A 12,150-nucleotide genomic window follows, 5' to 3' on the forward strand; every position below is an offset into this window, starting at 1 on the left:
AGCAGACGTGAGCAGAAGGCCATCCGAAGGCCGTCTGTGAAAATTTGCCGTGAGTGTAAAGGCGCCAGATTGGCGTCACAACCTGGCCAGAATGCATAGGCGAAACGCACGTCCGGCGGCCGTGCCTATCTGGCGCCTACCCGCTTTCGCCGCCTCGCGCCCTGGGAACAGTCCGAATCGGGTAAAATATCGGGCTACGCGCGCAGCAAACCGGCCGGTTTCTCAACTCGTCCGGCATGTCTCGCCCACCAGGCGCGAAACGTTACGCCTGCTGCGCCACAGGGCTCCGCGCCCGCCCTCCAAGCTCACCACACCGAAGGATTCGCCCATGACAGGCTTCGATCGCCAGACGATCTCCGACACGACCGCCAAAATGCTGCTGGAAGTCCAGGCAGTGCATTTCAACGCGGAAAAACCGTACATCTTCACTTCCGGCTGGGCGAGCCCGGTATATATCGACTGCCGCAAGTTGATTTCGTATCCGCGCGTGCGCCGCGGCCTGATGGAAATGGCAGAAGCGACGATTCTGCGCGACGTCGGCTACGAGCAGATCGACGCCGTCGCCGGCGGTGAAACGGCGGGCATTCCGTTCGCCGCCTGGCTGTCGGACCGCCTGATGGTGCCGATGCAATATGTGCGCAAGAAGCCGAAGGGTTTTGGCCGCAATGCGCAGATCGAAGGTCTGTTGACGGAAGGTCAGCGCGTGCTGCTGGTCGAAGATCTGACCACGGACAGCCGCAGCAAGATCAACTTCATCAATGCGTTGCGCACGGCGGGCGCGCAGGTGAACCATTGCTTCGTGCTGTTCCACTACAACATCTTCAAGGAAAGCGTGTCGGTGCTGAAGGATATCGACGTCGACCTGCACGCGCTCGCCACGTGGTGGGACGTGCTGCGCGTCGCGAAGCAACAGGGCTACTTCGAAACGAAGACGCTCGACGAAGTCGAAAAATTCCTGCACGCGCCTGCCGAGTGGTCGGCAGCGCACGGCGGCGCGACGGCGGCACCGCAATAAGCGAGCAACCGGACTCAGCGCGCCATACGAAAACGCCGCCTGTCTCACGACAGGCGGCGTTTTTGTTTGATCCGCCGTCCCGGTTTGAGAACCGACGGCCAACTTCCGCGTTAGCGCTTAAGAACTTCCCTGCGACGAACTGCCAGTATCCGCCTCACCCGGCGCATACGACGACAGATTCATCAAGCCATTACTCTGCGCATACTGAAATAGTTCGGAATCCCTTTCGAGTCCGAGCTTGCGCATTGCGGTGTTCTTTTGCGTGCTGATCGTCTTAATGCTGCGGTTCAGCTGCTCGGAAATTTCCTTGATGGTCATTCCCGACACAAAGAGCCGCACGACTTCCAACTCACGCTTCGACAGAATCACCTCGTCGCTCTTGCCGCCAGCATTCATGCGCAACGTATCGAGCGATGACTTCACCGACGGGCTCATGTATTCGATATGCCGGCTGACGTGCTGCACTGCAAGACCGATATGACTTAGGTCGTCTGATTTATTGACGACGGAAATCACACCAAGCTCGCTCAGCCGCTTCAATAGCGCGGCGTTTTCGAGCATCGTCAGGACGACTATAGGTAGGTCGGGAAAATTCCGACGCAGGTAACCGATCAACGGTAAGCCGTCGCCGTATTGTCCACCTGGCATTGCGAGATCCGTGACGAGAACGTCGCACGGCGTCGTCTGCAATATCTTCACCAACTCAGTGGACTGCTTTGCGCGCGCGACCACACGAATGCCCTGAAACTTGAGCAACGCCTGTTCGGCACCAAAGAGAATTACTGGATGGTCATCGGCGACCACGACCCTGATTGGATCTTGCATGGCCCTCCCTTCAACTGACAATCCGCGCTCCGAAACTTCAGTCATGCAACTGTTCTTAGTTCTAAATTTCTAGGACTTGTCTGCTTGCGTGCAACTACAGACGATTGCAGCGACTATAGCCGATTTCGCGCTGTACTGGCCCCTCGTCGAGCACAAATGGCTTCGTAAGATGTAATGTTAGACTCGATTTGTCGCTTGGGCACAAAAAAGGATAACAATCGCTCGTAAGGACAATCTTTACGAGCCTGACAGGAGATTCGGCACATGCACTTGCGTTGCCCGGTCGTTCCGCCCCGTTCGTCTCGTTCGTCCCGTCCGTTTCTGCCGCCGCTGCTCTTCGCGCGATCGCGCGTTGCTTTGCTCATCGTCTGTTCATTTGCAATTCATGCGGGCGCGGCTTCTGCCGACACCGCGTTCACCGTGACGAGCGCAAACCTTCGCGCAGGCGGCACCGTCGACAACGCGCAAGTGTTCGACCGCAACGACTGCAAAGGTCTTAACCGTTCGCCGCAATTGAACTGGCACAACCCGCCCGACGGCACGCGCAGCTTCGCAGTGACCATGTTCGATCCCGATTCGCCCGGACGCGGCTGGTGGCATTGGGCCGTCGTCGGCATTCCTGCCAACGTCGACCGGTTGCCCGAAAACGCTAGCGCGTCCGGCTTTCTTAAAAATGTCGGCGCCGTCGAGGCGCGCAACGACTTCGATATCGACGGCTATGGAGGCCCCTGCCCGCCGCCCGGCAAGCCACATCGCTATGTGATCACCGTGTACGCGCTGAACACGTCGAACCTCAGGCTCGCGCAAGGTCGGCCGTCGCTCATGTTCGACCACGAGATCCGCACGGCGACGCTCGGCTACGCGCGAATGACCGTCACCTACGGCCGCTAGTCTTTCGCATCAGCCATAAGTGCGAAGTCGTTGCCGCGTCTCGAACCACTCATGCGCGGTGACAGAATGAGCTAGGCTCAAGGCCGTTCATTCCGAATCGCATCATTATTCGCAACAAGGGAGCTGGCTATGTCAAAAATCATCATCGTCTATCACAGCGGCTACGGCCATACGAAGAAGCTCGCGGAAGCCGTGCTCGCGGGCACGCTCGACGGCGCCGCCGACGCAAGGATGATCGCGGTAGGTGAACTGGACGACGCGGCCTGGGCCGAGCTGGACGCGGCCGACGCCATCATTTTCGGCGCGCCGACCTACATGGGCGGCCCGTCCGCCGACTTCAAGAAATTCGCCGACGCCAGTTCGAAACCGTGGTTCGCGCAAAAGTGGAAGGACAAGGTGGCGGCGGGCTTCACGAATTCGGGGTCGATGAACGGCGACAAGTTCTCGACGATCCAGTATTTCATCACCCTCGCGATGCAGCACGGCATGATCTGGGCAGGCATGGGCATGATGCCCGCCAACACGAAGGCGGCGACGCGCAACGACCTGAATTTCGTCGGCGGCTTCGCAGGCCTGCTGTCGCAGTCGCCTGCCGACGCCACGCCCGACGAAGCGCCGCCACCCGGCGATCTCGACACGGCAAAGGTGTTCGGCGCGCGGATCGCGGCCGTGACGGCGCGCTGGAAGGCCGGACAGCCGGGATGAACGCACCGCGGCGCCTGGCGCGTGCGTAAAACGCCGCCTGTCATGCCGGCGTCACTGTTGCGGCGCAACGTGTTTTTCGGCCAATTTCGCGCACGCGCCGCCTCACGGTCTTAAAATAACGTTCCGGCGCAGCCAGCGCCGCGTTTTCCCGCCGTTTTTATCAGCCAGCGAGATCGAGATGAGCACGAAAGTTTTTGTCGACGGACAGGAAGGCACGACCGGCCTGAAGATTTTCGAATACCTGTCGCAGCGCGCAGACGTTGAAATCCTCCGCATCGAAGAAGCGAAGCGTAAGGATATCGGCGAGCGCCGTCGTCTCATCAACGCTTCGGACGTCACCTTTCTGTGCCTGCCCGACGTTGCGTCGCGCGAATCAGCGTCGCTCGTCGAGAACGACCGCACGGTGCTGATCGACGCGAGCACCGCGTTTCGCACCAGCGCGGACTGGGCGTACGGTCTGCCCGAGCTGGCTCGCGCACAGCGCGAGCGCCTGCGCACCGCGAAGCGCATTGCCGTGCCGGGCTGCCATGCGTCGGCATTCGTACTGGCCATGCGTCCGCTCGTCGAAGCGGGTGTCGTGTCGGCGGAATTCGCTGCGCACAGCTACTCGATCACCGGTTACAGCGGCGGCGGCAAGAAAATGATCGCGGACTACGAAGCGGGCGGCAACGCGAAGCTCGACAGCCCGCGTCCTTACGCGCTCGGTCTGACGCACAAGCATCTGCCGGAAATGGCCGCGCACACCGGCCTGAAGAGCGCGCCTGTCTTTACGCCGATCGTCGGCAACTTCTACAAGGGCCTGGCCGTGACGACTTACTTCACCCCGGGCCAGCTGTCCAAGCAGACCACGCCGCAAGACGTGCAAGCGTTGTTCGCCGAGTACTACAGCGGCGAGCAGTTCGTGCGCGTCGCGCCGTTCAACGCTGACGACAACCTCGACAGCGGCTTCTTCGACGTCCAGGCGAACAACGACACGAATCGCGTCGATCTGTTCGTGTTCGGCAACGAAGAGCGCTTCGTCACGGTCGCGCGGCTCGACAATCTTGGCAAGGGCGCCTCGGGCGCGGCGATCCAGTGTATGAATCTCGCCATTGGCGCGGACGAAGCCACGGGCCTCAAACGTTGATCCTTCGCTAGCGGACGGCGCCCGCCGTCCTGCGCGTCACAAAGCCGGCATTCAAACGCCGGCTTTTTATTTTTTTGCTTGTTAATCGGCAATTTGAAACGCCTCATTCAAACGCGAATTAATACCTTTCAATTTTCTCACTATCGCCAGCAGTCCTTATAGCAGGTATTTGCTGCTCCTCTCTTTATCGCCATGCGCATCTATTACCGCATAGGGATATTCCGGACTTTTTTACGAACGAGCGTTCGAAGATGATAGATGCGCTTTTCCGGACCCGCGTCGTTAAAGGCTTAGCGGCGACACGGAAAATCCGTCCAGTCCGAAAATGCTGTTTTGTTTTAAAAGGCGCGCTTCGAAGCGCCATGCGACTCTCCGCGAAAAAAGCGCTGTTTGAATCGGGTTATTTAGACGGTTCGTTCAATTGACAGCCTTAAATCGCGCGGCGAAATTAGCTCGCAAATTACACGAATCAGGGAGACAGCAGCATGTACGCCAATTCAAAATGGCTGGCATGTGCCATTGCCAGCATGCCGTTTTTGATCGCCTGCGGAGGAGGAAAAGCCGACGATCCCGGTGCAATCAACGCGAACCAGTGCTCGGGATCGAGCTGCGGCGTGCAAGGGCCGCCTGGGTCGACGGCCGCCGCGGGCTCGCTTTGCCCCGCCGACGCCGACATCGGCCGGAGCACCTATCTGGGCGGCGCAGGCAGCGGCGAAGTGGTGTCGTTGAACATCGACGCCGTGAAGATGACGTACACGCTGAAGTTTCTGGAGTCGCCGATCCCGGTGTCGGCGGGCCAGGTCGACAATACGCGGGCCGGCGCGACCGTTACGGGCGCCGTCAAGCATCCGCCGGCGGGCATGCTGCCGAACGCCGAGCAGACGCGCTGCGCGTTCATGCTGACGCCCGCGTCGGGCACCGCGCCGTCGACGGGCGCGACCTACACGACGCCCTTTTCGTCCACCAATCCGCCCATTGTCTTCGTCGGCAAGGGCGTGGCGGGCGGCGGCATTCCGGGTGCCGACGTCTCATACGCTGGCAAGACGTTTCTCACATTCCAGAACGTCGGCGCCGTGACGCCGAGACATTTCGACTTCTATCCGTTCCTCGGCTTTGCAAGCACGACGACGAACCTCTCGAAGCTCGCCGGCAACTATAACGGGCTGCTGTATCACATCGTCCCGTCGGGCAATTACGCGGCGGCGGCCACCCAGACATCCGAAACGTTCGATGCAAACGGCGCCTGCTCGTCAGCGACCAACAGCCCGCCCGCGAACGGCAACGCAAGCCCGACGCGCTGCCTGTCGATGGGCGACACGCCGACGCTCAACGCGAACGGCTATTTCGACAGCACCAATGCGCCGCGCATCGAAAACCAGCTGGTGCTGCCGCTGCTGGGCGCGAAGGGCAGCTCATCGGCCCACATGATCATCGGGCAGGTAAACGGCGCAACCGTCCCGGTCGTCGTCAGGACGGGGCACGTGTTCACGGGCACCGGCGCGATTCCGCTCGACGCCGAAGTCGACGACGAATCCGGCATCGCGCTGCTGGAAAGCGCGACTCCGCTCGCTTCGGGCGGATTCGACGGCGGCTATGTCGGCGCGGACTCGAACTTCAAGTACACCGCTTCGCTGATCCAGGGCGGCCTCGGGACCTTCATCAATCCTTCCACGCAGGCGGCCGAAAGCGGATTCGGTCTGGGATACGGCAGCAGCGTTCCGGGCCTCGTCAGCGTCACCGACAAGCAGGGCAACACGGGCTACGCAATCGCAGGCGGCGGCCTTTACGCGATCTTCATCAACGGCACCGAAAACGGCGGCCTCACGCCGAGCTCCGCCAATGCCGACACCGCCAGTTCGCCCTACTTCAGCGTCGGCGCGCAGATCAGCAAGTAAGCCTCACCCGGATCGACAGAAAGGGCCGTGCATGGCAGGGAGGCAACACGCGCATCAGCAGCATCGCTAGATCAACAAGACCGAGAGGCGGCTGGACTGGGAGCTGGCCGCCCATAACAAGACTGGAGGCACGATGAACTGGAAGATCCTTTCGGCGCTGGCGTTTGCGGCGCCCTTGCTCGGCGCGTGCGGCGGTGGGAGCAGCGAAGGCGCGCCGCCCGTGGAAGCGCGCCTGTGCCCCGCCTCACTCGATTACGGCACGACCTTCACGGGCGGCGGCGGCGACGGCGAACTCGTCAAACTGCAACTCGATACGACGAAGATGACCTGGCAGGTCGCTTACATCGAATCGCCGATTCCCGCCACCACGGGCACGGTCGCACCGACCCGCAAGGGCCAGACGGCCTCGGGCACGCTGACCCAGGAAACGCTGCTTCCTACCAACAAGCTCAACCAGTGCGCGTTCCGGCTGAACGGCGCGAGCCTCGACCCGAACCGGCCGGCGCGCATTTTCGTCGGTGAAGGCGTGGCGGGCGGCACGATTCCAGGTGCCGAGATTTCGTTCGGCGGCATTCTCGGGCAAGGCGCGGTCCCTGACACGAAATTTCCGTACTACCCGTTCATCGGCTTTTCCACGATCGAGACGAATCTGGCGAACATCGTCGGCACGTATAACCAGCTTGGCTATCACCAGATTCCGTCGCAGAACTTCGCGCCGACTGTCGTCGATACGAAGATCACGATCAACGCCGACGGCACCTGGACCGAGTGCGATAACGCTGGCGTCAATGCCGGCAAGTGCCAGCAGCCGGGTACGAACTGGACGCAGGCGTCGAATGGCAGCGGCGCATTCGAAACCGACAACTTCCAGGGCCAGGGCAAGCCGACGCTCGCGACGTCGCCCGTCGGCAAGGGCTTCATGATCGTCGGCAAGCTGCGCAACCAGAACGTGCCGATCCTCGTCCGCACGGGCGTCGCGAACTCGACGCTGACGCCGAACCCGCAGAACGGCATCAGCGGGCCGGTCGCCGACGACGAATCGGGCATCTCGATCCTCGCGCCGCAGTCGAACATCGCCGTCAACTCGCAGAACGGCGAGTACATCGGCGTCGACAGCGAGTTCAACTACCGCACCAATGCGCTCGTCGGCACGCAGGCGACGCTGCTCGATCCGTTCAACGCGTCGCAGGCGTCGCTGACCAAGGCGCTGAATCTCGATTTCACGCAGACCGTGCCCGGCGTCGTGACGTCGACGTACACGAACGCGGCAGCGGGCAGCGCGCCGACCGGCAAGTTCATCTTCACGGGGGGCGTGTTCGGCTTCCTGGACTTGTCGAACGCGTCGTCGCCGTACTTCACGATCGGCGCCTTCGTCCAGTAACGGACGCGAGGTCCACCGCATAGAACGCAACGAGGCGACCGCCGCCCGGCCGCTTCCCTGCCCGCGCAGGGAAGCCGGCAACCGGGAAGCGCAGCAGACGGCACGGATAACGCCGTCGCGCGAGGCAGGCCGCCCGCTCAGGAGGAACAGAATGAGAAAGCCCTTGGACGCGGCAATGCCCCATGCATTCGCCGCCGTATGCGCGGCTGCGCTGGCCATGTTCGCGATGACGAATGCTCATGCGCAAAAGGCGGGCGACAACCTCGTCTCGCTCGGCTGGTTTCACGTGATGCCACAGGATTCGAGCACGCCGCTCACGACGCACGTCGCGCCCGTGCCGATCAACACGCCGCTGCGTCTGCCGAACTCGTTCACGTCGGCTGGCACGAGCCTGTCGACGAACAGCGCCGATACGCTCGGCCTCGTGTTTTCGCACTTCGTCACGGATCATTTCGCGGTGACGTCGGTGGCGGGCGTGCCGCCCAAGTTCAAACTGTACGGGCACGGCACGATCCAGCCGCCCGGCCCGGCAGGCGCGCTGGGCAAGCAGGATATCGGCGACCCGGCCGTCAACCCCATTGTCAAAAGCGTGCGGCAATGGAGCCCGGCGCTGATTTTCCAGTACTACTTCGGCGAATCCACGGCGAAGTTCCGGCCGTTTGTCGGCATTGGCGTGTCGTACAACTGGTTCAGCGACATTCAGCTGAATGAGAATTTCGTCACGTCGACGCAGAACAACCTCGGCGCGATTCTGGCCGCAGGGGCGGGCAAGACGGGAAAAACGACCGTGGAGGCGAAAGCGTCGTCGTCGTGGCAGCCGGTCTTCAATGTGGGCGCGATGTACAGCATCACCGACCGCTGGGGCGTCATCGCGTCCGTCACCTACATCCCGCTGAAGACGACCTCGTCGACGATCATCAAGGCAGCGGACGGCACGGAACTGGCCGTATCGAAAGCCGAACTGAAGGCCGATCCGATCATCACGTACCTCGCGCTGTCGTACAAGTTCTGAGCGGGCGGCGGATGGGCAAATGCAGGGCGAAAAAAAAGCCCGCCATGGTGGCGGGCTGAATCCATATCAGAGGAGACATGGAGGAGACAAGACGAACTATAGCAAATCGCTTGGTGCGTTGCAACATGATGCGTTAGAGCGCCGGTTCTACGTTACTAAAGGGTGACAAAACGTCGCATGAATGGTTTTTGGCGGCATTTTGTGCTCTGCGTCATGCGACGGAACGGACCACCGCCAGACAGGCCGCATCCTTTTCCAGCTTGTCGACCAGCGCGTCGCGCATCAACGCGACGGGACGCACGAGGCGTCCGGGCAGCGCGCCATGCACGAGCCACACGTTCAGGCCGTTCCGGAAGTCCTGCACGTCGATGACCTGCAGCGCCTCCCGATGCGGACTGCGAGCGAGCACTTCCGGCGTCGCCAGCCCCACCCCTAGCCCACGCGTCACCAGCGACAACTGCAGTTCCGAGCCGAACGCCTCGACAGCGACGTTGAACGGCAAACCCGCCGCCGCCATCGCGCGACTCAGCGCGGAGCGCATCCCACAGCCGTCCTGATTCAACACCCACGGGTAGGCTGACAAGCTCGCGAGCGTCGCCGGCTCGTCGGCAATGCCGAACGAGCGCGGCGCGACAACCACGGTCGGCTTGTAAGCGAGGAGCTTCGATGTCAGCCCTTCCGGCAACGGCACGCTTTCCGGCAGCAGCACCACGGCGGCATCCACTTTCGCCTGCTCGACGATCTGCAACAAACCGGGCGACCAGCCCGCCGTCACGCGCAACGTCAGGTTCGGGAAGGCGCTGCGCAAACGGTCGATAGGCTGCTCCAGCGCAAGCTCGGAAAGAAACGGCGGCACGCCGATCCTGAATTCGCCCGTCGGCTCGCTGTCCGGCGACGCAACCGACATCAGATCGTCGACGGCGCGCAGCACCGTGCGTGCGAGACCGTACACCTCGTTGCCTGCTGCCGTCGGCTTCAGTGGCTTGCTCTGCCGGTCGAGCAACTCGATACCGAGCATCGTTTCCAGGTTCTGCACGCGGCGCGTCAGACCCGGCTGCGTCAGGAACAACCGCTCCGACGCCCGCACCATCGATCCGCTTTCGACCACCGCCACGAAAGCCTGCAAATCACGCGTGTTCAAAACAACCTCGCATAAACATTATCGAGATAATTCAATTGTCGCATAACACAGGCATCCCTACGATAGGGCGGATCGAAATCTTCCGGAGCCGAACCATGAACCAGCCGGCCGACACCTGTCCGCGCCGCCTCGCCGCCGCGTCACCGCCGGAGTCAGCGCAGTCGCCGCCGCCACACCCATCGGCGCCGCCCGGCACGACGTTGAGCACGCCGCTGACGCTTTTCTTCGCCGCAGCCGTCGGCGTGATCGTCGTCAATCTGTCGGCAGCGCAGCCGTTGACGGGGCCGGTCAGCCGCGCGCTGGGTCTGCCGCCCGCGCTGGCCGGCCTCATCGCGATGCTCCCGCAACTCGGCTATGCAGCAGGTTTGCTGCTGTTCGTGCCGCTGTGCGATCTGCTCGAAAATCGCCGGCTCATCGTCCGGACGCTCGCCTGCTGTGCCGTGTTTCTCGCGCTGTCGTCGTTCGCGCGCTCGGGTTGGATGTTTCTGGCGTCGGTGTTCATGGCGGGCGCGACGTCGAGCGTGATCCAGATGCTCGTGCCGATGGCGGCGTCGATGGCGCCCGAAAGCCGCCGCGGGCGCGCCGTCGGCAACGTCATGAGCGGACTGATGTCCGGCATTCTTCTTTCACGTCCGCTTGCTAGCGTGATCGCCGGAACATTTGGCTGGCGCGCTTTCTACGGCATCGAAGCGTTTGCGGACGCGTTGCTGGCGGTCGTGCTGTCCATCCAGTTGCCGAACCACGCGCCGCCCGCCACCGCGCGCTACGCTGAGTTGCTGCGCTCGCTCTGGACGTTGCTGCGTACTGAACCCGTGCTGCAACGGCGCGCTACGCTGGCCGCCCTTGCGCTTGGCGCATTCAGCGCGTTCTGGACGGCCATCGCATTGCGGCTCGCGCAGCCGCCGTTCTCACTCGGCATGCAAGGCGTCGCCGCGTTTGCGCTGGCGGGCGCGACGGGCGCGATCGTCACGCCGTTTGCCGGTTATCTCGGCGATCGCGGCGCGGGCCAGGCGACGCAGATCGTCGCGCATCTGGCGATGATCGCGGCCGTCCTCGTGCTGGGCGTCGCGGGCGCTGGCTGGGGCGGATTCTCGCCGGCGGCGCATTCTGTGACGGCGCTGGCGTTGCTGGTCGCCGGCGCGGCAGCGCTCGACGCTGGCGTCATCGCCGATCAAACGCTCGGACGACGCGCAATCAATCTGATCAACCCCGCTGCACGCGGCCGGTTGAATGCACTCTTTGTGGGAATTTTCTTTGTCGGCGGCGCAATCGGCGCGGCGCTGTCAGGCGTTGCGTGGGCCAGAGCAGGATGGAGCGGTGTGTGCGCAGTCGCGCTGGGATTCGCGGTTGCCGTATTCCTGTTCGGTTTCGTCGATCGAGCCGCGCAAACAGGCCGCCATTGACGAACAAGCGCTCGCCGCCGCGCCATGAGACGCAGCGAGCGCTGAAAGGCGAGCGTCAGTGCCGCATCAGCGCCATCATCGCGCCGAAGCCGACGAACACGCCGCCCGTCAACCGGTTGAAAGCTTTCGCGACGCTGCTGCTTCTCAACTTCGCTCCGATCTGCGTGCCGCAGCCCGCGTAGACGGCGTACCAGCTGACTTCCATCACCGCCGTAGTGGCGACGAGCACCGCGAACTGCGGCAGCGTCGGGCGCGAAGCGTCGATGAATTGCGGCAACAGCGCAGCCGAAAACAGAATCGCCTTCGGGTTGCTGCTTCCGACCAGAAAGCCATTACGCATCAGCGCACCGCGCGACGGTGCGCGCTTGCCACCCATCGCGTCGGCGCAAGCGTCGACTTGTGCCGCCGCCGCTTCGCTCGCGGGCGCGCGCCACGCCTTCACACCTAGCCAGATCAGATAAGCCGCGCCAAGCAGGCGCAGCGCGTCGAACGTCGTCGGCCACGCTTTCAGCAGCACACCGAGGCCAGCGACGGAAACAGCCAGCATCAGCATCAGCGACATCAGGCAGCCGGCCATCGTGGCCGTTGTTTGACGCATGCCGTGACGGGCGCCGTGCGTCATCATCAACAGCATGTTCGGGCCGGGAATCGCGCAGACAACGAAGATCGTCGCGAGGTAGAGCCACCAGGTATGCAGACTCATGATGCGTATTGCTCGATCAAAATGAAAAACGGGCGGAACGAGCATTATGCTCG

The 12,150-nt window shown here is 62.6% G+C and carries 11 protein-coding genes; 8 read left to right on the plus strand and 3 right to left on the minus strand.

Features of this window, described 5'->3' with window-relative positions:
- Positions 1-328: 328 nt before the first annotated feature.
- Positions 329-1,015 carry an orotate phosphoribosyltransferase gene (locus tag C2L66_RS15180; protein ID WP_035991642.1) on the plus strand — a complete coding sequence of 229 codons (687 nt, stop codon included), beginning with the start codon at positions 329-331 and terminating at the stop codon, positions 1,013-1,015.
- Positions 1,016-1,132: 117 nt separating this feature from the next.
- Here the strand turns inward: C2L66_RS15180 and C2L66_RS15185 are convergent, their stop codons facing one another.
- Complete coding sequence (locus C2L66_RS15185) at positions 1,133-1,840, minus strand: response regulator (RefSeq protein ID WP_054929185.1); 708 nt, start codon at positions 1,838-1,840, stop codon at positions 1,133-1,135.
- Between the two features lie 264 nt (positions 1,841-2,104).
- On the opposite strand from C2L66_RS15185, the gene C2L66_RS15190 reads away from it, so the two are divergent.
- The 6 genes from C2L66_RS15190 (at position 2,105) to C2L66_RS15215 (ending at position 8,850) form a co-directional block, all read left to right on the plus strand.
- Positions 2,105-2,731, plus strand: a complete 627-nt coding sequence (locus C2L66_RS15190; protein WP_054929186.1) for a YbhB/YbcL family Raf kinase inhibitor-like protein — start codon at positions 2,105-2,107, stop codon at positions 2,729-2,731.
- Between the two features lie 129 nt (positions 2,732-2,860).
- Complete coding sequence (locus tag C2L66_RS15195) at positions 2,861-3,436, plus strand: flavodoxin family protein (RefSeq protein WP_054929187.1); 576 nt, start codon at positions 2,861-2,863, stop codon at positions 3,434-3,436.
- Between the two features lie 178 nt (positions 3,437-3,614).
- The gene (argC, locus tag C2L66_RS15200; protein WP_060599581.1) at positions 3,615-4,562 is read left to right on the plus strand and encodes an N-acetyl-gamma-glutamyl-phosphate reductase; all 948 of its coding nucleotides are present in this window, start codon (positions 3,615-3,617) and stop codon (positions 4,560-4,562) included.
- 485 nt (positions 4,563-5,047) lie between these two features.
- Positions 5,048-6,457, plus strand: coding sequence for a DUF2957 domain-containing protein (locus tag C2L66_RS15205; RefSeq protein WP_060599580.1), 1,410 nt, complete (start codon positions 5,048-5,050; stop codon positions 6,455-6,457).
- A gap of 133 nt (positions 6,458-6,590) precedes the next feature.
- A complete protein-coding gene (locus C2L66_RS15210; protein ID WP_054929190.1) occupies positions 6,591-7,838 on the plus strand; it encodes a DUF2957 domain-containing protein in 1,248 nt (415 codons plus the stop codon).
- Positions 7,839-8,013: 175 nt separating this feature from the next.
- The gene (locus C2L66_RS15215; protein ID WP_098021574.1) at positions 8,014-8,850 is read left to right on the plus strand and encodes an OmpW/AlkL family protein; all 837 of its coding nucleotides are present in this window, start codon (positions 8,014-8,016) and stop codon (positions 8,848-8,850) included.
- A gap of 211 nt (positions 8,851-9,061) precedes the next feature.
- On the opposite strand, the gene C2L66_RS15220 is transcribed toward C2L66_RS15215, so the two are convergent.
- On the minus strand, positions 9,062-9,991 hold the full coding sequence (locus C2L66_RS15220; protein ID WP_060599578.1) for a LysR family transcriptional regulator: 930 nt from the start codon (positions 9,989-9,991) through the stop codon (positions 9,062-9,064).
- Between the two features lie 95 nt (positions 9,992-10,086).
- Between C2L66_RS15220 and C2L66_RS15225 the strand changes: the two genes are divergently transcribed.
- Complete coding sequence (locus tag C2L66_RS15225; RefSeq protein WP_060599577.1) at positions 10,087-11,394, plus strand: MFS transporter; 1,308 nt, start codon at positions 10,087-10,089, stop codon at positions 11,392-11,394.
- 55 nt (positions 11,395-11,449) lie between these two features.
- On the opposite strand, the gene C2L66_RS15230 is transcribed toward C2L66_RS15225, so the two are convergent.
- Positions 11,450-12,097, minus strand: coding sequence for a LysE family translocator (locus C2L66_RS15230; protein ID WP_060599576.1), 648 nt, complete (start codon positions 12,095-12,097; stop codon positions 11,450-11,452).
- Positions 12,098-12,150 lie beyond the last annotated feature (53 nt).

Origin of the sequence: Paraburkholderia caribensis, from assembly GCF_002902945.1 — a bacterium.
Classification (GTDB): Bacteria; Pseudomonadota; Gammaproteobacteria; order Burkholderiales; family Burkholderiaceae; genus Paraburkholderia; species Paraburkholderia caribensis.

Coding starts and splice junctions, on each gene's coding strand:
- C2L66_RS15180 (WP_035991642.1), top strand. CDS start 329: ATGACAGGCTTCGATCGCCAGACGATCTCCGACACGACCGCCAAAATG.
- C2L66_RS15185 (WP_054929185.1), bottom strand. CDS start 1,840: ATGCAAGATCCAATCAGGGTCGTGGTCGCCGATGACCATCCAGTAATT.
- C2L66_RS15190 (WP_054929186.1), top strand. CDS start 2,105: ATGCACTTGCGTTGCCCGGTCGTTCCGCCCCGTTCGTCTCGTTCGTCC.
- C2L66_RS15195 (WP_054929187.1), top strand. CDS start 2,861: ATGTCAAAAATCATCATCGTCTATCACAGCGGCTACGGCCATACGAAG.
- argC (WP_060599581.1), top strand. CDS start 3,615: ATGAGCACGAAAGTTTTTGTCGACGGACAGGAAGGCACGACCGGCCTG.
- C2L66_RS15205 (WP_060599580.1), top strand. CDS start 5,048: ATGTACGCCAATTCAAAATGGCTGGCATGTGCCATTGCCAGCATGCCG.
- C2L66_RS15210 (WP_054929190.1), top strand. CDS start 6,591: ATGAACTGGAAGATCCTTTCGGCGCTGGCGTTTGCGGCGCCCTTGCTC.
- C2L66_RS15215 (WP_098021574.1), top strand. CDS start 8,014: ATGCCCCATGCATTCGCCGCCGTATGCGCGGCTGCGCTGGCCATGTTC.
- C2L66_RS15225 (WP_060599577.1), top strand. CDS start 10,087: ATGAACCAGCCGGCCGACACCTGTCCGCGCCGCCTCGCCGCCGCGTCA.
- C2L66_RS15230 (WP_060599576.1), bottom strand. CDS start 12,097: ATGAGTCTGCATACCTGGTGGCTCTACCTCGCGACGATCTTCGTTGTC.